The sequence below is a fragment of the Rhizorhabdus sp. P4_G6 genome (genome assembly GCF_056401045.1).
The window spans coordinates 17,199-39,151 of the sequence record NZ_JBFUKC010000024.1 but is presented as its reverse complement, the minus strand read 5'-3'; the positions used below and the strand labels follow the sequence as shown (position 1 = coordinate 39,151).

Below are 21,953 nucleotides of genomic sequence, written 5' to 3'. Positions count from 1 at the left end.
GCTCACAGCTGCGCATATTTTCCGCTATTTCCGGAGCACGCGGTTTTCGCAGGGACAGTCGACCCTTGACGCGCGGCCAAGCATCGCGTCAACCGCGGCGGGCTTGAGGGGGAACAGGCCTTACCTGAGAATCAACGCCTTGCCGGCAGGGCGGGAGATGGGACAGGAGATGGTCACGCCGCCTCAGGCGCGGGACCGATTCCCTCGACGGCGATCAGGGTCTTGCCGAACATGATGCCATCTATGTCGACGCGCTGGTCGATCAGATGATGAGGAATGCGATCCATTTCGAGCCAGAACTCGCCACCGTCCTCGCAGCGCAGGGCGAAGCAGTTGCTCTTGGCGATCAGCTGCCCGGTCTGGCGGCAGCGTCCATGAACGGCATCAGTGTCTTGCATCGACATGCTCCCCAACCCGATGGAAGCACCCTCTCCGCCCGTCACACTACGTACTTTGCTGCACTGCGCAAGAGCGATGATCGTGGCGCGTGGACCGACCACGTCCGTGTCAGCCCGGCGGCCCCGGCGTCGCCGTCCTCCGGCGCTGCCTGCTATGCCTGCAACCGGTCGAAGGACATTGTGGCGGGGTATGACGCCAGCTCCTCGCGAGCAGCGGAAATCGTCCGGCATGTCGGGCGCGGAGCTTGCCCTGGGAAGGCGACACTGCCCCGCCCGTCCTGATCGTGTCGGCTATGCCGATGCCGATGCCGAAACGAGTGCACCGGACATACCGAGACTGACCAAAGCCTTTCGCGAGGCCGAGCTGATGAAGGCGATTGCCGGCGTAAGCTAGAAAATGAAGACGCCTATAGGTCCAGAATCCGGCGGGGGTGGAGCCGGCCGAGCATCACATCATATATCGCCAGCAGATTGCCGCGAAATCGTCCGCGATAATCGAACAGCCGCGGCTTCAGGAGACTGCGGATTCCGTTTCCCACGATCGCGCGCGCCGTGAATCGCGCCGCGCGTTTATAGGGACAGGTCCCCTTCTTATAGAGATAGATCGGGTTCGCGATCTGCGAATAGCCGAATCTGAATCCGCTTGTGCGGCCCAACTTCACACCCAGGTGCACACCGCGGCACTCCGGAGTGTAAAGCACCTTGCCCAGTCTCGCCACCCGGCTGGTGATGTCCAGGTCCTCCTGCCAGGAATAGAGAGGCAGGTTTTCGTCGAACCGGATTTCCGACAGGACGGACGCGCGAAAGGCCATGTTGCACCCGTAAACCGAGCCGACCTCGCGCTCCTCACCGGCAGCCCAATGCGCCATCGGCGGCGCCTCGCCGGCCAGCAGCTTTCGAGCGTACACCTCGTCGATAGCCTCGCCATTCACCCCGTCGCCGAGAATGCGGCCGGTTAGCGCGCTGACATCCGATCTCTCGGAGAGCACGCCCGCTGCCCGTTCAAGCCAGTCGCCGGCAGGGCGGAAATCGTCGTCGAAGAATATGACGACGTCCTGGGTCAGATCGGGGTTCTCATGGTTCATGACATAGGCGATGCCCTCGTTCCTCTGGATCGCCGCACCAGCCTCTCGTGCCAGCAGGCAGCGCATCCAGTGCCCATCGCCGTCAGCAACCCCTTCGATGTCCGCTGCTTCGCTACCGACCACGATCAGCCTGCCGATTAGATCGCGCTGAACCCGCAGGAGATCGCGCAGCAGACGGACCTGCTGAGGCCTGCCTTTCGAAGCGATGATGACGAAGGCCTTTGCCCGCCGAGATCTCGCAGTCGGGAGTGTCATTGAGGGCATGGTGCGATCCTTCACATGACCGACTACCGCTTCGCAGACGGCGCGCACTATCAAATGTTACGACAAGATATTTTGCCTTAATACAGTCCTATGATCCTGTTATGATCTAACCTGCTTCTGCCAAATCGTCCCTAATTTCTAAAGGAATCGGCAGCAGGACATGCTCCCCAGCGGTTCTTTGCCGCATCAGCATGATCATCTCGGCGTGTGTATCTAGGTCGCGGCCTGGTATGAAATCAAGGGACGGCACCAGCTACCAATCGGTTTTTGAGTTGGGCGGGTACTGCATTGCGGCAGAAGCATCCATAGGATGCGAGTGGAATAGAATATCGCGTTTATTCCATAATCGTAACATCAACAGGCGAAATGACCATGCCCCAATATTCCTTTTTCCTCTATCGATTTCCCTGTTTTAATCATTAACTTGCACCAGACGCGCCGCCGCCCCAAGACCGCCCACCGCGCCTTCCTGGCCGCGATTGCCTATTTCCAATGCACGGCGGTGTAGGGGATCTGGATATAATCGAGCCCGACGCCTGCGATTCTCCCGGCGGTGGATCTGGGCGCACGGAAGAAGAGTTCGCGCAAATTGAGGCCGATGCCGAAGAACAACCGGCGGCGCGGCTTCGCTCCGCGGGCGACGTCCTTGGCGGTGAAGCCCGACGCATAATAGCCGGCATGCAATTCGACGAAGCGTAGCGGCGTATCCTTGAACCTTTCAAATCCCGCCAGCTGCAGGGCGAGAAGGTAGCGCTGCTGGGCATAATGGCGCTTGCCGGTGCGGGTGTAGATGTCGGCATTGGGCATCAGAAGCAGGCGGAAATCGAGTTTTTCCCTGAGCCCAGGCGCAGTATTTCGCAGCAGCGAGAACGTCGCGCCGGCAGCATTCATGACCATGTCCTGGACAGAGATTCCACTGTCGGTCTCGATGCCGTCGTATAATTCGCTATAGAACATCAGGCCGGTCGCCAGGACCGCCGCGGTGAAGGCATCCCCGCTCGTCCCATCCGTCTTGGCATGGAGGCGGGCATGCAGGATCTCGGCGAGAATATAGGCATCGAAGGCGTGGGTCAGCTTGTCCACGCCCAGGTTTTCCGTCGACCTCCCGAACCAGCCTTCGTCCTTGAAGTGGAGAGATGTCGTTTCCTTGAAGAATTTGGGCGAGTTGACGGCGGTGAAATAGCCGAGAGCCCCCAGGCTTTCCCACTTGATCCGACGAACCTGGCTTCCGAACGTGGCATAGGGGCTCGCGCTTCTCGCTATATGATCCGCCCAGGGGCGCTGACTCGCGCCTTCCCGCACAGCCGAGGAAGGCAAACCCGTAATGCTCTCCGGCGGTTCGGCCTGAGGTTCGCGGAAGGAGGTGATCCCTATTGAGGGGACTTCCGCCCCAGACAGCGAGCGCCCAAGATCAAACGCGAGGGGGAGAATGTCTCCGGACGCTGCCATGCCAGGCTCGGCATGAGGCCGGTCCTTCGCGACCTCAGCCCGTCCCGAGCCGCCCATTAGAAGGAAGCCGATCAGGAAGGCCGCCACGTGGCGGAAGCTATTGCCCGTCACCCGGCGGCTCCCTCGATGCCATGTCGCTCCCTCTCTCCAACAACAGGAGACATTATCTGGCGAATATTCGCGCCCCGCATCGACGTCGTGTAAGTAATAATTTCCAGTTCTGTATTGGTCGGTAAAGTTACCGCGAACAAGGAAGCGAGAGGCTCGTAACCGGAAGGGTAAACGAGTTAGCCCTAGGACGTACCTCAATCTATTCGGTTTACCTCTGGCGATAATTTTCGAACTCGTAAGATCGGAAAATGCCATTCAGCTGGCCACACACTCGCAAGAATGACGCCCGCCAAATTTTCTGGCTTTCTCGCAGAGACGAAGAGCATCGCTCAATAGTCTCGTTCAATTTGTGAGCTACCGAGGTGGATGGCGCTGCAATAACGCGGCGCCATCGCCGAATAGCATGCTCTCCCGAGCCCAGCTTTGACGCTATATCCGCTATTCTAACCAGAAGGTGCCGCGGGATATCCGGAACCTCCGGAACTCCGACCCGCCTTGAAAGGAAGCGTCACAATTGCGCCTGCTGATCCCAATATCTTGGCGCCGCCTGGCTGCGCGCATCGCTTGTCCGTTTGGAGAGCTTTGGCCGCTTCATCTCCATCCGGATCCTTAGTGTGTCCTTGAGCGCCCGTCTTGCCCTGCGCGCCCGTCTTGCCCTGAGCTCCCGTCTTGCCCCGCCTTCCGGTCTTGCCGTTGTCTCCGCTAGGTCCCTGATCTCCCTTCGGTCCCCGATCCCCTTTGGGACCCTGGTCTCCTTTGTCTCCCTTGGGTCCCGTCCATGATCTACAGACTACCGGAACGGGCACAGCTGCCTGTCTTCCTGGCGCTCGATCGAGCAGCGCGTTGATCCGACGTCGAAGACGTTCAACTGCTGAACTGTCGCCCGATTTGATCGCATGCTCGAATTGATCCATGAGAACACGACCCTCATTCACTCCCCCGTACCGGGTCGAACCGGACGTCGATGTTCCCAGAAAATCGCCTTTAGCCCGCTCCGCGCCCGTTTCCGCATTTGCGTGAGCCAAGCCCAGTAGCGGTACGACAACACCCAAGCCTGAGCATGACAACGAAAGCAGGCATCCAGCATCAAACGCCGGAAATGCCACGCGCCATTGCTGGGTTCGCCAGATGAATACCGATGAACCAAGGAAGATAACGGCTGCAACGACTTTCATCCATCCATAGGGCAGCACAACCAAGGAGATCAGGATCAATGTAAAAAGTATGATGGCTGCAATGATCGGCAGCGTATCGGCTTCCCTGTCCTCGATCATCCCTTTTTGATCAGCCCGATGAAGCCTTTTCCATATCGCTATCTCAAAGATAAGGGCGATGATTCCGACAACGGCAGCACAAGAAAATAAAACTATCGACAGGTCCAAATTGGGACCTTCAATTCCCCCTTCCCTCGCCGCCAGTGCCAGCGTTAATCCCCCAGCAGCGAGCGCAAGTAATTTTGGAGATCTCTTCAGCTCCATCAGAACTTCTCCAGTGACGGCTGCCCGGATCGTAGGCGCAGACCTTTCATCAGTAGAAGATGATAGCATGCAGTTTACAAGGTGAGGTCAAATCAGAAGGGGTATCGAAACCACCTCAGTCGTCGCAAGGCAGCATAAAAGGATTAAAGTGACGTGGGAGGTCGAATCAATGCCTCAGAATCGGTCCTCCGGTACGGGCGCCTGTCAAAGTGACATTATCCACCGCTTGAAATCGCCACGGACCGTTTCGCCGCGTGAGCACGGCAAGGATCAGCGTGTCAAGCGTGAGGAACAGCCGACGGTTCCGGTGCATCCTCAGGCTGGTTCATCCTCGCCATCGCCCCTTTTTAGACCGTGCGCGGCCGCCGACGTCCCTACCAGAAGAGGAAGACATTCAGGTTGAAACGCGCGCCACGCCGAGGATCCCCGGCGACGGTGCGGACGGCTCGGGCAAGCTGCATGTCGACACTGGCATGTTGCCATAGAACGGTGCGCACGCCGAACCCGATCGAGCTGATATACCGGTTCTGTTTCGGCATGGGGCCATATGCCAGGGTGGTCGCCCGCGCCCAATCGGCAAAGCTGTAGAGCTTGGCACTGTCGGCCGCAGGCGCGAGCTTGACCGGCAGGTCGTACTGGAGCTCGCCGACCATGCCGAGGCCGCGTTCGCCGGCCAGCAGCGACGGGTCATAGCCGCGTCCGATCGACGGCCCGCCAAAGGAGACCTGCTCACCCGAAAGCAGACGATCGCCGGTATATTGGCCCTGCACATTGAACTGCGCGGTGATGCGGTCGGCCAATATCTGGGTGCGCTGGAGGCTGTAGTTCAACTTGGTGAAGTCGGGTTTGAAGCCCACGACCGACGGCAGCAAAGCCGACCGCCCGATCGCACCGAATATCTCGAGGCCGCGGGACAGAGTAAGCGTGACGGTCGTCGCGCCGTTCAGCCAACCGGCCTGCTGCCAGGACAGGCCGATTTCCGCGACCGTGCCCTTGTCGGATACGAACAGCTGGCCCTTCGCTTCCGTTCGGCTGCGGTTGAGCGTCAGGGAGAGATCCAGATAAACCGAGTTCGGTCGTGTGCGCAGAAGCGGAACCCGCAAGCGACTATTGAAGCTCATGATCCGACTTTCGATGTCGGAGGCAGCGACAATGCCACCCGGCTTTGCAAACGCCACCAGCCCACCGAGCGCGAGCACAGCACCGCCGGACCCGACCGGCGATGCATAGCGAAAATTGGCCGATCGCAGCTCCGACAGATTTCCCCCCGAGGCCGACAGGTCGATATCGAGGAGGCCGGGGCGGCCGAGCGGCTGGCTCAGTGTCGTTCCCAGGCCATAGCTGGTCGGACCCAAGATGTCCGAGGCGGTGTTGCTGAAGGTGGCGCGGTAGGCGTTGGGCACCCTGGTGAGGTTGACCAGCATTTCCGAACTGCCCGGTTCCACACCCTGGCGAAGGACGCTGTTGCCCGCGAGGCCCGGTATATCGTTGATCAGCAGCAGCCTGCTCTCGAGGTCCAGGAATCGCGCGGGACGTTGCTTGATCACGGGTTCCAGCAACTGTTCGACATGCCGCCGTGACGCCGCGTTGGGCGCCTCGACAAAGGCCGCGCCGATATAGCCTTCGAGCACCTGGACCTCGAGCACGCCGTCCTTGACCTGTTGCGGCGAGACGAAGACCCGGGTCAGGAAATATCCTTCCGCGCGATAGCGGTCTTCAAGCTGCTGCGCGGCCTTGCGCAGATCCTCGAGGACGATCGTCTTGCCCTCGAGCGGTGCGAAGATGCTGCGCACCACGCTGTCCGGAAAATGCTCGGCCCCGACCACCCGGATCGCGCGCACCGAAAATTCGATGTCGTCGACCGCTCTCGGCACCGCCGATTTCTCGGGATTCTGAATTCTGAAATCATAATCGGCCGGTGGCAGCGGCAGGGGCGCGACGCGCTGCCGCGCGATGTCCGCCTGGGGCGGCAGCTTGATGGCGTTCTGCGCGAATGCCAGGCTGCCCTGGCAACCCGCCACGGCGGTGGCGAGCCACAGGCCGGCGGCGTGCGGCCGCGGGGCGCGGAAACGGCGTGTCGTCGTTCGATCGATCATTTGTCGTCCATTACGACGCGGGAGGAAATGATGCCCTGGCTCATCCGCTTGAGATGGAACCTGATCAGCGGGTCATCGGGGAACTCGGCGCCAAGCGCCTTGAAGGCGTCGACGGCCGCTGGATTGTCGTCCTTCTCCCGCAGCAGCGCATAGGCGGCATCATAGCCGCGGGTCAGCGCCTCGGGCTCGTCGTCGGCCACCGGGCTATAGAGTCCCGTCGCTGTCAATTTACCCTTCAGGACGATGTCACCCACCGGCCTGAAGCGGAGTGAAGGACAGCGCGACACGGTTTGCTCGGTCGCGCAGATCCGGGTCCCGAAATATTTGTTCACGCCTTCGGTCCGCGCCGCCGTGTTGACCGTGTCGCCCAGCGCGGTGAAGTCCATGCGCGACTGCGATCCGAAGTTGCCGATCGTCGCCTCGCCGGTGTGGATGCCGATGCGGGTAACCCCGATCGGAATGCCTTCGGCATTGCGTGCGATGCGGAAGGCTTCGGCATAGGCGTCCAGCTCGAGAGCGCATTTGATCGCCCTTTCGGGATGATCGGGTTGCAGGATCGGCGCATTGAAGATCGACATGATCGCATCGCCGATGAACTTGTCGATCGTGCCCTCATATTTCTGGATGATGTCGCAGGCACCGTTGAGATAATCGTTGAGCGTGTCCGACAGGGCCTCGGAGGTGAGCTGTTCCGACAGGGTCGTGAAGCCAGCGACATCGGTGAAGATGAAGGTCGCTTCGCGGCGCACCCCCGAGATCGACACCGAGCTCGGATCCGCGACGAGCTGGTTGACGACGGCGGGCGAGACATAACGCGAGAAGGTGCCCTGGACGAACTCGCGCTGCTTCCGCTCGCCGCGTCCGATGAACACGTCCATCATCCAGATCGAGAAGGCGAACGCCATCGTCGGGCCGACCAGCGGCAGCATCGGCAACCCGTAGCCATAGCCGACCACCGCTCCCGCCCAATAGGCGGCGATCAGCAACGCCCCGACGACGACGTTGAAGAGGATGCCCCGCTTGAGCAGCGAGAGGAGCACCCCCAGGATGGCACCGACCAGGGTGATGGCCGCCTTCGCCGGGACGCTCATGCGGGGCGGGTTGCGCCCTTCGAGGATCTGCGTGACGCCATGGGCTTGAACGTAGATCCCCGGCATGTTGCCCTGATCCCCGTCGTCGACGACGGCTAGCGGTGTCCGGTGCCGGTCGGTCATCGAGAGGATCGCCCCGACCAGGACGATCTTGTCCTTGAAGAAGCTCGCGGGAAGGAACGGGATCACCGCGGCCGAGAAGGTCGGAAAGGCCGGCGTTTCCGCGTCCGGTCGGCTGCGCCAGGCGATTTCCACCGGCGTCGTCGGAGCCTTCCGCCCAGCCAGCGCGAGCGTTTTCCGGACGAAACCCGCCGGATGGTGCGGCGTGTCGATCCGCTGGCCGGCGGCATTGAGCTCTCCGCCGGGATTGATCCTGCGCACCGACTGATCGAATGGGTCGGTCAGCAAATTCGCCTCGGCGCGCTTGTCGGCCGGGATGAACGCATCCAGATAGGCGAGCTGCTCTTCGGTCACGATATTCGGCGCCGAGGAGTAGCTGAAGAACAGGGGCGTCCTGGTCGAAGCGATGACCTGTTTGAGCTTGGCATCTTTCTCCGGCTCGGTCGGCTGATCGACGATGACGTCGACCCCGATCAGCTTCGCGCCCTTGGCTGAAAGCTGCGTGATCAGATCCGCTAGGAAGCCGCGATCGACCGGAGATCGATAGGCAAAGGCTGTGAGCGTCGCTTCGTCGAGAGCCACGACGACGACATCCTTCGATGGCTCCGCCGGCGGCTGCATCGCCGCGATGCGGATGTCGGCGAACGTATATTCGAGATTGGTGAGCAACGAGACGTAGCGCACGGCGAAGAAGGCGATCAGCGCCGCCGCGAGGGCGATGGCGATCACGGACAGGGATAGGCGCGATGCCTTGCTCACGGATTGGATCCTTTGGACTTCGAAGAAGGAGACGCTGATCTCGCGAGATCCGCCTCGATCTGGCGCAGATAGGCATCGGCCTGCTGGATGCAGGCGCGCTCGAGCATCCAGCTGCTCAGCACGAGCGGCTCCGTGACGTCGCGCGGGATCACCTGGATGCTGATGGCATTTTCCTGCCCCTCGACACGGACAAGGAAGGTGCTGACCCCTTCCAGCCTGGACAGCGCCGGTGCCGCCATCCGGTCGATGCCCGCCTTCCACTGGAAATCGGCGCGCCACGAGCGGTCGATCGGGAAGACGGTGAACGTCTCGGAGGAACGGTCGTCCGGCCGCCACCAGATCGGCCGGTCACCCTCGCGCACGCATCGTGCGCCCGGACGGCTGATATCGATCAGCCAGGGGTCGGGAAGCTTTGCCGCATTCGCGCCGGCGCGGATCGCACCGACCGACTTGGCGCGATCGTTTCGGGTGGAGATCAGCGCCGCCAGTGCGGCCTTCGGATCCTGCACCGCGGTTCCGGCCCGCATCGCGATCCCCTTATAGGGCCCCCTGAGCGTCACGGAACGGCCGTCGGGGCCGATGATCGTCACGCGCTCGCCTTCCTTGAGGGTGACCGGGGCGGTGCTGCTGATCATCATCCCCGGCTTGAGCCCGGCGGCCCGGGCCTCCACCACCACCATGTTAATGGCCGATGCCCGTCCCGCCAGCAGGGCGAGCGGCAGCAACAGAAGCGCATGCAGCTTCATGCTCCGGTCCTCGTCTGAAGAGGCTTCGTGGCGCCGTCACCCATGATGACGAAGGCCGCCCAGAAAAAAGGATGCGCTGTCGCCGGATCGCGGATCATTTCGACCTGGGCTCGCTGCAACGCCGTGTCGGCGGGCAGGTTCGGCTCCGCGCCCATCGCGCCGAACATCCCCGACATGAGCCGGCGTGTGGCAGCGGACGGTACCTGCCAATGGCTCACCACCAGGCTGCGCGCACCCGCATGGAAGAAGGAGGCCGCCAACCCCGACAGCGATTCCCCGCCGAGATTGTCGCCCGACGCGGCGGTGTTGCACGCGGACAGGACGACGAGATCGGCATTGATCGAGAGCTTCGCAATCTCGCTGGAACCGAGCAGGCCGTCGCTCTCATGCGATGCCGCCGGCAGTGCGGGCGGCGTGAGCACCAGACCTGGCTCGGATTGACACCGCAGTTCGCCGGGTAGCAGGCCATGGGTGGCGAAATAGAGAATGCGGTAGTCCGACAGATTCTCCTCTCTCAACGCCGTCTCATTCGCATCCTGGCCCAGCTTGATGGTGACGTTGGCCGACTTGAGCGACCGCGCGACGCTGGTGATCTCGCCTCCGGTGTCGGGTAGCGACGCCAGCGAGCGGAGCAGTTGCGGCGGGGTCACGCCGCCGGAAAGACAGCTTCCGGTAAAGGCGGCCATCGAACTGCGCTGCCCGGAGCCGGACTGAACCGGCCCTAGTACGGGATTGCCCATGGCCATCAGCAGCCGCGGCTGATTGCCGACCAGTTTGGTCGACCGCAGGGTGACGAACGCCGCAAGGGACGGAACATGGGTCAGGGCTTTCGCCTGCGCCAGCCACCCCGCCTTGCGATAGTCCTGGCCCTCGGCGGGCCTCGTCACGAGGACGCTGAACGGCAGGCTGGCCAGCGGACCGGAGGGCGCCACGACGAGGCGATCGACCTCGCCCAGTTCCTTGAGGATGCCGCCGAACAGATCCGAATAGAGCTGATGCGCGACCTCGAGATCGAACTCGTTGACCGACGTGCCCTGGACTTCGAGGCCGCGGCGCAGCCGGACGACCGCCGCCTGCAGCGCTGCGGCGCCCGCTGGCACTGGTGCGATGACCACGCCGTCCCGGCGCACCAGCTGCACGAAGGAGCGCTCCCGGCCGATCAGGAAGGTGACCAGCCCTTCCCTTTCCTGCAGGCGCGAGCGGACCGCATCGAGCGTTGGCAGCTTGGGTTCCGCCAATTGCCCGAAGGACGGGAAGCGGCGGGCTATCTCCTGCCTGAGGGATGAGACGGCCCTGCCCTGGACGGCGATGTCCTTGGCGAGCTGTTCCTCGACCTGGGCGCTGCGCTCCTGCGCGTTGAGCGACTGCTCCTGCCCCAGTCGCAGGCGCGCGGTACCCTGGTCGCGGATGGCAGCATCGAGGCGGCCGATCAGAGCGGCGAGTTCGGGCGTGTCCGCGGAGAGACGTGCCGATGCCATTACGGCGGAGCGATCGGCAAGCGGGCTTCTAACCATTTGGAAAGCATCGAAACCCTCGGCGAAAAGGCCCGCCTTCGCGGCCGGATCCTCGACCGTTCCCGCATAGTCGACGAGCGCTGCGGCGAAGGGCACGAAGTCATCGGCAGTGAACGGGATGCTTCCCCCGGGAAGGGTACGTGCGACCTTGATGGCGTCGCGATAGGCGATGATGGCCGATGTGTTCATCTGCTCGGCCTGATAGGCGCGGCCCAGCGCCGTCCTCACCTTGAGAGTGCCGGGCCCCTCGCCGAAGATCGCCTGCCGCTGTGCAAGTGCGCCCTTCAGATAGGCTTCGGCAGCAGACAGGCGCCCCTGGACACTGCTGATTTCGCCGAGGGTCAGGAGGATGTCCGATTTCCACCAGCGCGGCTCGTCCTCGACCCGGTCGATGATCAGAAGCGCCTCGCCGGCGGTCGCAAAGGCGCCCGTAGCATCGTCGTTGCGGAGCATCATCGCGGCTTCGAAGTTCAGCGCATGGGCCAGCTCCGCCTCCGACGAATCCTGCTCACCCTTGTCGAGCAGGCCCGAGACACTGTCCGTCCTCCGGCTGTCGGCGGCGATCGAACGCCATGCCGCGGTGGCCGCGTGGGCAAAGCTGCGCGCGGCTGCAAAATCGCCGCGATTGGCAGCGATATATCCCTGATAGGCCGCTGACCTGGCGCGATCCGATGGGCGTGTCGAGCGGTCCGCTTCCGGTGCCGCCCGACGCAGCAGTGCCTCGGCCTCGTCGAAGCGCCGCTGATTGCTGACGGACAGGGCCAGATCCAGCAATATCTCGTTGGTGCCGGGATCATTTTCGCCGAATAGCCGGGACTGCAGCTCGAGCGCCGAACGGAATCCGGCCTCGGCGGCTTCATAGTCGAGCTGGCTCGCGGCGACGCGGGCATTGCGCAACAGAGCCCTGACGGCTTCGAGATCGGTCGCGCTCGCCATCGCGACAGGTTGCGACCAGAAGGCCTGGACCTGGGCGGTAAGCTGCGTCTGGGACAGTCCTTCATCGGGCAGCCGCATTATCGCGCGAAGCACCGGATAGGTGGAGGCCGGCCCCACGACAATCGTCAACACCCCGCCATCGAGGCGCGCCAGGACCAGCATCGGCCAGCCATCATTTTTCTGCCGGCATGGAAACAGGATGACCGGCCCCTGGGGAGTCGCCAGCCAGTGCTCGGCTTCACAGGCTAGTTCAGACCTGATCGCCGTCGCCGTACGACTGCCGGCCAATGCGGTCGAGAGCGCCGGTTGAGTGGCAGTCTCCTGGCTGCTGCCGGGCACGAGCGAATGGGCCAACCGTCCGACCGTCTTGCCAGCGCAGACCAGATCGGCATCCGCGGGGGCGGAACCGACGATCTTCACGTCGGTCCGGATCTCGGTTCGGCACTGCTCGCCAGCCAGCGTCACGGCCGCAATCGACGGCGGCGCTTCGCCCTGGGCGGGCGTGACCACCGACCACAGCAATGCCGGCAGGATCAATGCCAGAATACGCAAACTCATTCCCCCCCAAATTCTTGATCATCTTAGCTCGTACAACGCGGCGGAGGTCTTCCGCCGGGCAATCCACATTAGAAACCGAAATCTCCCGTCAACGAGAAGCGCACATCGACCCCCGGGGCACCCTGCACGCGCGGCGGCAGGTCGACGCTGACGGCGATGTTCGGATTGAGCTGCGTCAGCATTGCCGTTGCGCGTTGCACCTGGGCCGCCGGCGCTGGTGGCCCTTCGGGAGCCGCCGCCTGCAGGATCGGATCACCGGCATCTGCGGCGTCGGCCGGTGTCGGCGGCGGCGTATCGGGCACCGGCGACGGCGGGAGGGCATCGACCGGCGCCGGAGCGACCGCGACGACCGCAACCTCGCTGCCGGAGCTACCGCCGCCGCCCCCACCGCTCGCGGCGGGAGCAGGACTACCCGATGCGGCGGGTGCCGCCGAGGAGCTGACCGAAGCATCACCGCCGCCATCGGATGCGGGCGCCGGCGCGCCGCCCGCATCGGACGACGCGGCCGCACTATCACCCGATGACGAGCCGCCTTCACTCGATGAGGAACTGCTGTCGCTCGATGCCGGCTCCGAACCGCCCGATGACGTGTCACCCGACGAAGAAGAGTCTGCGGGCGCTCCTGCATCGCTGCTCGCGGGCGCCGAGCTTGCAGCCGGAGCCGGAGCCGGCGCCGGAGCAGGTGCTGGTGCGGCGCTCGGCGTCGATACCGACGGAGTCGGCGGCGTCGGAACGGTGATCGACGAAACCGTCGAAACGACCGAACGCGCCGCGTCCTCGACCACTGCCTCAGCCGGCGGAGGCGGCGGTGGAGGTGGTGGCGACGGCGGCTCAACCACCGGCGGAGGCGGTGGGGGCGGTGGCGACGGCTCGACCACCGGCGGTGGCGGTGGAGGTGGCGGCGACGGCTCGACCACCGGCGGAGGCGGCGGAGGCGGCGGAGGCGGCGACGGCTCAACCACCGGCGCAGGCGGCGGCGGTGGTGGCGATGGCTCGACCACGGGCGGAGGTGGCGGAGGTGGCGGAGATGGCTCCACCACCGGCGGAGGTGGCGGTGGCGGTGGCGGTGGCGGTGGCGGTGGCGGAGGTGGCGGCGGTGGCGGTGGCGGTGGTGACTGGTTCGGGGCCAGGACGGTCAGCGCCGTGGAATTCTGGGTGGCCTGTTGGAAAGCGTAGTTTGTCGCGCTGAGGCCGGCCCCGTTGATCGCGTAGCTGCTTGGCGGGGCGTCCGTTCCCGCGTCCGAGGTGAAGGCCAGCGTGCCGGATGTCGCGCTGTCGATCGTCTCGCCCGCGGCAAATCCGCTCACCGTACCAGTAAATGCCGGATTGGAGGTCCCGACAAGGCGGCTGACCGGATCGGCGACATAGGTCAGCATGGCCAGGCTGATTTCGCCGATCGCGCCGGATGCCCCGGTCGGCAGCGAATAATTGCTCAGCAACGTGCTCGCGCCGGCCAGATAGTCCCCATTGTCCAGAGTGACGTCGACGGTGATGCCGGTGCCGACATTCGGGCTGCCATAGGTGCCGGTAGCCTGATTGACGGTGATGCTATCGCCACCGATCAACCCGCCGAGCTGATAATTGGACGAATCCAGGGTCGCAACGGTTGTACCGTCATAGGCGCGCGATATCGCACCCGTGAGGGTCGCCGTCAGTTGTTGCGGCGAAATCGTTCCGATCGCGCCGGATGCTGACGTCGGCAGCGCATAATTGGCGGCCAGGGTATTTTGTCCGGCGGTGAAGTTGCCCGCCGCCAGGGTGGCGGTGACGACGATGCCGTCTCCGGCATTGGGCGTCGCATAGGTCCCGGCCGTCTGATCGATGGTGAAGCTCTGACCGGCTACCAGCCCGGAGAGCTGGTAGTTGCCCGGAGTCAATGTCGTGGTCGCTATGCCGTCGTAAACACGCGATACCGAGCCGGTCAGCGTCGCGGTGAGCACCTTGGGCGTGATCGTGCCGGTCAGGCTGACCGTGCCGTTGGGCTTGTAGCCATAAACGGGTTTGCCGGCGCTGTCCTGGGCGACAAGGCTGATACCGTTCAGAACGACGCTTCTGGTCCCCGCGTCGGGAAGATCGAAGCTCCCGCTGGCGGCGCCTGCGACAATCGTATCGCCGTTGATTGCCCCGCTGCCCGACAGCGCCACGCTCGGCAGGTCAATGGTTGTCGTTCCATCATATTCGCGGGAGACGTTGCCAGTGACCGTGACCGTGGGGGCCAGCGAATATAGAAATCCATTTCCCCCGGCCGGCGCCGCCGACGTGCCTTCCATCGCACCGAGGCTTGCCAGATTCGATGCGGTCGAAAAGCCGATGCCATAGGTCTTGAAATCATGCGCCAGCGATCCGGTGACGTCGGGTGTGCTGCCAAAAGGCGCGCTGTTGTTGCTGAATACCCGCCATGTCCCGCCGAGGCTGTTCAGAACGGCGCCGTTGGTCGAGTTGTTCACAAAGCGGTGACCGGCGGCCAGTCTGATGTCGCCGCTCGTGCGGAGATCGGCGTTCGTTCCCAGCGTGAGGACGTCGAGGGATTCGATACGCAGGCGCGCCAGCCGGCTCGAAAGGCCGATTTCACCATCCATGGCCAGTGCGCCATCGCTGCCGACATCGAGATTGAAGCCGCCATTGATGGCGGAAGCCAGACTGACCGTGCCCGCCGACTGGAAGGACAATAGGCTGTCGGCGGTCAGGGTGATCGGAACCGAGATTCCCAGGGTCGAGGCGGTCTTCACATTGAGCGCGCCACCGTCGAGATAAAGATCGCCGATCGCCACGTCGCCGGCGCTTCCCACGGTCCAGTCGAGTTTGCCGCCGCCGGACTTGGTGAAGCCGCCACCTGCGAGCGAGCCCATGACGGTGCCGCCCTGCGTCACGGCCAGCTGGATCTGGCCCGTGGCGGCAACCGCGATCGACCGCGTCGACAGATTCTTCGATTGGCTGACGAAATTGGCCAGAGGATTGATCCCGCCGATGGCCTGGCCGACGGTGACGGCATTGTTCGGATTGACGATGGTCAGGCCATATCTGTCGGTCTGCGGGTTGACGCCCGCAAAGGTCGTGGCGCTATCCACTGTCCCGTTTATGGTGACATTGCCTTGCGCGTTAATCGTCGCGTTGCGGATCAGTTGGACATTGCCGTTCAGCGTTGCCTGGCCGCCCATGTTGGTGACGTAGAAACCGGTGCCATTGTCGGTACGGGTGCCGCCGGGCGGGATGAAATCGACGATGACCACATCGCCGCCGCCCGCCTCTCCGAAATAGACGAGAATTGGATAGAGATTGCCCGCGGTGAGCGTGGTGCTGCCGCCACCGAACGCCAGGCCATGCGCGCCCGGGGCGGAGGCAAGCGCGCTCTGGGGGGTAACCCGGCTCTCGAGCGAGGCGACCGTTTCGCCGGGGTTGCCGAGGAAAAGGTAGGAGGCGTCATCGCTGCCGATGCGGAAATCATATGACCCGGTGACGCTGGGCTGGAACATGCCGAAAAAGCGCACCGAATAGGTATCGTCGAAATTCTGGCCCGGCGTAGTCGCGTTTATCGACGTGAAGAGATTGTCGAACCGTGTATCGGCCTGGACCTGCGCCGTGTTGAAGAAGGCGAAATTATCGTTGAAATAGCCTTCATATTTGATGCCGACGAGGCCGTTCGATTGCCCGCCTACCGTGGTGATGTTGCCGCCGAGATAGATGATGCCGTTGCCATCATGGTCGCTGTCAGCGGTCAGGACGACGTTGAAGCCGCCGCTCGTCGATGAGATGTTGGCGCCTGGCTGGAGGGTGATGTCATTGTGGGCGCGCAAGGTCAGCGTCGCGGCGGCCCCCGAAGACTTGGTGATCGACGTGTTGACGGTGATGTTGCCGGCGGACGAGGTCGGCGCATTCGACGACGGCGCGTTCGCGGTGTCGACGGTAACATTGGTGCCGCTGTTGAGCAGATTGGCGATATCCCCCGCGAGAATCTCCGAGGCGGGCGATGCGCTGAACTGATCGACGATCCGAATGTCATAAGGGTCGAACAGCCATTCCCCCGCAAAACCGTTGGGTGCCGCGGCCGATCCGGTGACGCCCTCGGTCCGGATCGAATAGCCCGATGTCTCGATCGTGCCGCCATTGCCGCCAAGCGCGCCCGCGTCCGCCCTGAACATGCCCGCGGCACGCGTAACCGACAGCGGATTGTGGGTGTCCGACCAGAGAACGGCGAGACCGCCATTGCCGCGGGTTACAGCGCTGGCGTCAAGCACGGCCCCCTGCGCAACGGTGGCGCGAACGGCCGCCGCACGACCGCCGAAATCGCCGCCCCGCAGGCCTCCGCCGACGTTGATGATGCCCCCGCCGATATCACCGCGCGCGTCGAGGCGCGCGCCGCCCGCAATCTCAATACTCTCCGCGGCGACAAGTATCCGGCCGCCGCTTTCTCCAGTGGCGAGGCCCGAGGCGTCCAGTGTGCCGGCATTGCTGACTTCGCCGGTAGGGCCCGCATCAAGGATGATCTCGCCATTGCGAAGCTGGACCGACTGCGCCTGGACCAACCCTCCGCTGTTGATCGTGCTCGCCGCCGCATCGGCGGCGGCACGGACGGTGAGAATGACGCGACCGCCATCGGCCACCAGTCGACCGCTGTTATTGATGACTCCATCGGAAGCAACCGTCGCAAGCGGTTCGGTAATGGCAAAGGACAGCAGTTTGTCGCCTGCCAGATCGAGCAGAAATCCTTGCGCGCCCAACAAGGCGACAGTCCCAAGCCGCGCCGACACCAGACCGCTGTTGTTGACCTTCCCGCCCGCGAGAACGGCATAGCCATTTTCTACGCTGATCTGGCCGGCGTTCGTGATCTCGCCCTTGCCGCGTCCGCTAAAGGCATAGCGCCCGGCCATGAAGTCATCGTCGAGGATATCGCGCGTGCTCGCGAGAAAGCCTGCGGCCTGTACGCGACCGCCCGGCCCAATGAGAACACCTGAGGGATTGAGAATCCACACCTGCCCATTGGCGGTGATCATCCCGTCGATGTTCGAGACACCGCCACCGGTGACGCGATTAAGCGTGATCGAATTTGAATCTGGCTGCTGGAAACGCAGCGTGCCTCCATCCGGAACCGACAGGGTTGACCAATTGAGCACAGCCTTGCCGCTGGTTTGATTGACGGTGGTGGTGGTGCCCTCGACGGACAGTGTCGCGGTCCCACGGACGACCGCGGGTGCGCCGATCTCACCGGCCTCCGCCGTGCTCAGCGCGAGCAGGCTGACTGCCGCAACCAAGGTGCGCCGGCCTGAAAGGCGGATCATAATCCCACGCCTTGAACAGCGCCGGCTACGCCCGCAAATTTACCTAAACTCAACACGACACGTACCCCCTCGAACGGCACCCCCCCGGCGCATCTCTCCGTCCTCTAAAGGTAGAAGCGGAAGTTTTCGAAGTTGTAATCAATCCGCATAGAAAAATACGGTAGGTGTTATACTTATATCTAATGCCGCGCCGTAGTCAGCCGCCAACGGCTCAGCGCAAATTTGGCCGTCACCCTTCCTTTTTTCCGCTTTCGCCGTCTTGGTCTGAACCGTCTTCGCATAAAGGGATATGGTAACGCCCGGTTGGCCCTGGGTGACTGCGGCAACATGCCGACTGCCGCAAAATAGCGCCGGGTACAAGCCGGCGGCATTTTTGTGATCGGGTCATTGCAGGCCCGTGAACAGCCAATGCTGACGCCCTCGCACCGACATGATGTGTCAACTGGTCGTCTGAAATGGCGGGATAGAGAAGCGGCGTGCCGCTCTTGAACCCCGCGATCTGTTAGTCCTCCGCTGAACCACCATCAGGCCAACAGAGCCTTCAGCGCCGGAAGGAAATGAGAGCGGGCTGGGCGGGAATACGCGCGAGCAGGTCGGTGCGCTCGGCGATCAAGAGCAGAATCGACGCGTCCGAGATCCTGAGGTCGATCACCGAAAGACGCTCGGCAAGATCCGCCATCACCACATTGGTGGCGCGGCGCAGGGCGTAGCCGGGCAAATCGCACAGCGCATCGTCCGGCGACGACGGGTAACGGCAGGTTGCGTCAAGACGAACTCCATCCACAGCCCCTCCTGCCAGCAGCCCGTTCGGTCGCTTCGTGGCAATAATGATGTAAGCCGAAGGCTCCCTCTGCGAATTCTCTGACTTAGTGCATCAAGGAACAAAATCTGGAAAGCACACATCTTACTTAGCACACGCTTACCCACACGATGATCTCCAAGATCAACTGGATAGGAATGCATAGCATGACTATGACAATCCGCCCATGCCTGTTCCTTGTGCTTGGCATCATTGCGATACAACCGGCCCGGCCGGCTCCAATCCTTACCGCGCTGGGCAATCCTGACAACCCTCAGTTCGTCAATCCTTCCGAAGATGTCCCTCCGGCGATCCTCGGTTTCGTCACCGGCCTCTCATGCGAAGCTTCCGCCGCAGGCCCCGTTCTCCATTGGTCAGCCGCCCCGCGGGGAAAAGGTGGCCGGCCGTCGAACGATTTCCTGCTGATATTCTCCGACAATGGCGGGAAAGCCTCCTACATCGTCATACCGGGTACTGAGCGCAGCTATGCCTATCCCTGGAAAAGCAAGGGCAAGCGGGCTGCGCTGCCCATTTACCTCTACAAGACCATAGCCATCGATGGAAAATATGCGTTCGTCCCGCACGGCACATCCGCGACCTATCTTCGAAGCAACAATGTTGCGTCATGCGAACTCAGCTCGCCCGCGGACTAGCCTCGATGGCAGGGCCTCGGAATTGGCGGGCCAGCGATGCTCCAATGCGCCTGACGGAACCGAACGGAGGAGACGAAAGCTTTAGCCTCGGCAGACCGTCGCTGATCGAACAATGTCTCGCAAAGCGGATAAACGACCATCATTTGGCAAGCCTCTCCGCGACGGCAATTTCCAATATGGCCGCAGAGGACTCACCGCTCATCATGCGCAGCCGGATCACCTGAATTGACGAACGAGGGCGACAATCGCTCGAGCCGGCCCATGCCACCGCGACTCGTCCTTGCGCCATCGCAAGCGGATTCGATATCGCGATCGGTGCCCGGGGATGCGGTGCACGGCGCTCCAGTAAGCGTGGTGATCCTGAGCAATTCCGAACTGCGGGCAGCCGGTCTCGAACAGATACTGAGCGGTGCCGGATTGGTAGTGGGGTCGCACGTGCATGCCCCCGCCGGACCTATTCCAGCGGACAGCGATGCCGATGAACATGTGCTTGTTTTGGATGCGCCGGTCGACCAGCAAGGGCTCGCCACCATAACCAACCTCCGGCAACTCCACAGTTCGGCACATATCGCGCTGTTGTGCGACCACTGCGACCGCCACCATCTGCGACTCGCCTTCATGGCCGGCGTGGATGCCGTGCTATCGTGGAGTTCGAGTCCCGCCGCTCTCGTCTCGATGCTGCGGCTCATCGCCGCCGGCGAGAGGTTCATCCCCTCCCCGCTGGTCACAGAACTCGTAGAAGCTTTCGGCTCGCGCGAAGGACAGGCTGCGGGGATCCGCCACGGGGCGCCTTTGGAGCGTGAGTTCGCCATATTACGATGCCTGGCGGACGGCTGCTCGAACAAGGAAATCGCTGTACGCCTGGGAATAGGCATCGCGACCGTCCGCCTTCACGTCCGGACGCTCCTGCGCAAACTTGGGAGCCTAAACCGCACGCAAGCCGCGATCTGGGCTATTTCTCATGGATTTGGGAGCCGGACGAGCTAGCTGGTCCGGGTCCTAGCTCATTGCCACACGGGCAGGCGCAGTTCGACTTCCCTGGCAAGCACCGCAAATCCTTCCGCGCGAAGTTCATCCGCCCAAAGCTTGGCTTGCAGCACTGACGTCATGCCACACGCAACAGCGTTCAGCACCTCGTTCGCCTCTTGGCTACCCAAAACCGACATTGGAACCTGCTGGATCACTGGCACTACCCCCCCGAGTTAGGCTGCCTCAGAATATACCGAAATCGCTGCACGTCCATTACCCCCATGAAGCTGCCCGAAACTCAAAATAGGTAGAGCTGCCCAGGGGCGCGCCGCACGTGGCGATCCTGACATTCGAGTCAGCGCAATCGCTTGACGAGAGCAACACAAAATCGAGCAGTTGCAGACCGGTCGCGCGAAAAATCCGATGGATTGAAAAACTGGCGCCCACCGCCCGTCTGAATCGCCGCGATCGACGCTGAAGCGGCTCGCTACGACCTGCGACAGCGTGAGTCGTGGTCGAGCCGGATTAACCGCCACCGCGCAATTCCGAGAGCACGTGTGATGATCTGGTTAGTTCCTCCACCATAAGCATTACGCTGTAATTTCAGAAGAATATCACAGGTGAACCATGCACAAACGATGTCATGCGGTTCATCAATCATGATGCGCGGCAATATTGTGAACACTGGCGCTTGAGAACTTCACCCGCTCCACGACGGAGTTACAAGTGCCCATCAACCGGTATAAATCGATCAGGCTGTTTTCGAGGCTCAGCCGAAATGCGCCGCTCACGATCGCGGACCATTCCCAGCTAGCGGCGATCCCTTGCCAATTCCGCACGATCGAGCGTTCGGCCTTCCTTCAGCGCGAGGGACAAAGCGTAACGCATTTCGCCCTGATCGAAGACGGTTTGGCTTGCCGCCAGAAGTTCACCAGCGCGGGCGACCGACAGATCGTCGCTTTCCAGATGAGTGGCGATTTCCTGAACCTGCAAAATCTCTTTCTCAGCATCTCGGAGGACAATGTTCAGGCGATGACGCGGATCCGGATCATGGAGTTCCCCATGGCAGCGCTGCGGCGCCTGGTGTTGACCAACGCCTCGATCGGAAGGGCGATATGGATCGAAGCGCTGGTCGACGCAGCGATCTGCCATGAGTGGATTCTGAACATCGGCCGCAGAAACGCCCGCGCCCGCCTTGCCCATCTGCTGTGTGAGCTGGATACACGCCTAAGCATCTCCGGCGTCGAGGACGGAGATCGGCGCCAGTTGTCGATCACGCTGGAGCAGTTCGCCGACGCGCTCGGCCTGACATCTGTGCACATCAGCCGCGTGCTCAAGTGGCTGACCGAACAAGGCGTGATCGAGCGCACCAAACGACGCATATCGGTCAGCAAGATCGCCGAACTGCGGCAGATCGGCGATTTCAGCGACAGTTACCTGCGCGTCGATCAGCACCAGGCGACGTCGTGAACATCCTGTCGTGACGCGGGCATTGCCTGGGCACTCCGCGGATCGCCCGAAAGGCTTAGCGCGATCCCTCACATGATATGGGCGAGGCTCGGAATGGCACATCCGCGGCAGGACGTCCTGCTCTAAAACGGCAGAAACCAGCGAATACAGCCGGAATCGATCAACCTGTTTACGACTGGGA

At 62.7% G+C, this 21,953-nt stretch carries 16 protein-coding genes and 1 pseudogene; 5 read left to right on the top strand and 12 right to left on the bottom strand.

Annotated features, from left to right (window positions below; translation table 11 throughout):
• Positions 1-173 precede the first annotated feature (173 nt).
• Positions 174-398, bottom strand: coding sequence for a DUF5818 domain-containing protein (locus AC1DPF_RS17110; RefSeq protein WP_477867285.1), 225 nt, complete (start codon positions 396-398; stop codon positions 174-176).
• Positions 399-588: 190 nt separating this feature from the next.
• Here AC1DPF_RS17110 and AC1DPF_RS17105 point away from each other — a divergent pair, with 190 nt between their 5' ends.
• Positions 589-792 carry a hypothetical protein gene (locus AC1DPF_RS17105; RefSeq protein ID WP_477962532.1) on the top strand — a complete coding sequence of 68 codons (204 nt, stop codon included), beginning with the start codon at positions 589-591 and terminating at the stop codon, positions 790-792.
• Positions 793-805: 13 nt separating this feature from the next.
• Here AC1DPF_RS17105 and AC1DPF_RS17100 read toward each other — a convergent pair whose 3' ends face one another.
• The 9 genes from AC1DPF_RS17100 to AC1DPF_RS17060 form a co-directional block, all read right to left on the bottom strand.
• A complete protein-coding gene (locus AC1DPF_RS17100; RefSeq protein WP_477962530.1) occupies positions 806-1,747 on the bottom strand; it encodes a glycosyltransferase family 2 protein in 942 nt (313 codons plus the stop codon).
• 483 nt (positions 1,748-2,230) lie between these two features.
• Positions 2,231-3,562 (bottom strand): DUF2279 domain-containing protein, encoded by a 1,332-nt coding sequence (locus AC1DPF_RS17095; protein ID WP_477962528.1) that lies wholly within the window; start codon positions 3,560-3,562, stop codon positions 2,231-2,233.
• 188 nt (positions 3,563-3,750) lie between these two features.
• On the bottom strand, positions 3,751-4,785 hold the full coding sequence (locus AC1DPF_RS17090) for a hypothetical protein (RefSeq protein ID WP_477962526.1): 1,035 nt from the start codon (positions 4,783-4,785) through the stop codon (positions 3,751-3,753).
• 374 nt (positions 4,786-5,159) lie between these two features.
• Positions 5,160-6,881, bottom strand: a complete 1,722-nt coding sequence (locus AC1DPF_RS17085) for a ShlB/FhaC/HecB family hemolysin secretion/activation protein (RefSeq protein ID WP_477962524.1) — start codon at positions 6,879-6,881, stop codon at positions 5,160-5,162.
• A complete protein-coding gene (locus AC1DPF_RS17080; protein WP_477962522.1) occupies positions 6,878-8,851 on the bottom strand; it encodes a CHASE2 domain-containing protein in 1,974 nt (657 codons plus the stop codon). Before AC1DPF_RS17080 ends, AC1DPF_RS17085 begins: the two co-directional genes overlap by 4 nt.
• Positions 8,848-9,597 (bottom strand): hypothetical protein, encoded by a 750-nt coding sequence (locus tag AC1DPF_RS17075; protein WP_477867297.1) that lies wholly within the window; start codon positions 9,595-9,597, stop codon positions 8,848-8,850. The genes AC1DPF_RS17080 and AC1DPF_RS17075 overlap by 4 nt, the downstream gene beginning before the upstream one ends.
• Entirely contained in the window at positions 9,594-12,605 is a 3,012-nt protein-coding gene (locus AC1DPF_RS17070; RefSeq protein ID WP_477962520.1) for a CHAT domain-containing protein, read from the bottom strand. Before AC1DPF_RS17070 ends, AC1DPF_RS17075 begins: the two co-directional genes overlap by 4 nt.
• Before the next feature lie 68 nt (positions 12,606-12,673).
• Positions 12,674-17,881: a beta strand repeat-containing protein gene (locus tag AC1DPF_RS17065; RefSeq protein WP_477962518.1), complete on the bottom strand. Its 5,208-nt coding sequence runs from the start codon at positions 17,879-17,881 to the stop codon at positions 12,674-12,676.
• A gap of 541 nt (positions 17,882-18,422) precedes the next feature.
• Entirely contained in the window at positions 18,423-18,665 is a 243-nt protein-coding gene (locus AC1DPF_RS17060; RefSeq protein ID WP_477962516.1) for a hypothetical protein, read from the bottom strand.
• A 188-nt stretch (positions 18,666-18,853) separates the two neighbouring features.
• Between AC1DPF_RS17060 and AC1DPF_RS17055 the strand changes: the two genes are divergently transcribed.
• The gene (locus AC1DPF_RS17055) at positions 18,854-19,333 is read left to right on the top strand and encodes a hypothetical protein (RefSeq protein ID WP_477962514.1); all 480 of its coding nucleotides are present in this window, start codon (positions 18,854-18,856) and stop codon (positions 19,331-19,333) included.
• Between the two features lie 351 nt (positions 19,334-19,684).
• Positions 19,685-20,320, top strand: coding sequence for a LuxR C-terminal-related transcriptional regulator (locus tag AC1DPF_RS17050; protein ID WP_477962512.1), 636 nt, complete (start codon positions 19,685-19,687; stop codon positions 20,318-20,320).
• A gap of 17 nt (positions 20,321-20,337) precedes the next feature.
• Here the strand turns inward: AC1DPF_RS17050 and AC1DPF_RS17045 are convergent, their stop codons facing one another.
• Positions 20,338-20,517, bottom strand: coding sequence for a hypothetical protein (locus AC1DPF_RS17045; protein ID WP_477867307.1), 180 nt, complete (start codon positions 20,515-20,517; stop codon positions 20,338-20,340).
• A gap of 438 nt (positions 20,518-20,955) precedes the next feature.
• A complete protein-coding gene (locus AC1DPF_RS17040) occupies positions 20,956-21,093 on the bottom strand; it encodes a hypothetical protein (RefSeq protein ID WP_477962536.1) in 138 nt (45 codons plus the stop codon).
• Between AC1DPF_RS17040 and AC1DPF_RS17035 the strand changes: the two are divergent.
• Together AC1DPF_RS17035 and AC1DPF_RS17030 are read left to right on the top strand one after the other, a co-directional pair.
• Positions 21,029-21,334: pseudogene (locus AC1DPF_RS17035) on the top strand (cyclic nucleotide-binding domain-containing protein); the annotation flags it as partial. The gene AC1DPF_RS17040 and the pseudogene AC1DPF_RS17035 sit on opposite strands and share 65 nt — an antisense overlap.
• 30 nt (positions 21,335-21,364) lie before the next feature.
• The gene (locus tag AC1DPF_RS17030) at positions 21,365-21,772 is read left to right on the top strand and encodes a Crp/Fnr family transcriptional regulator (RefSeq protein WP_477962534.1); all 408 of its coding nucleotides are present in this window, start codon (positions 21,365-21,367) and stop codon (positions 21,770-21,772) included.
• The last annotated feature ends 181 nt before the right edge of the window (positions 21,773-21,953 follow it).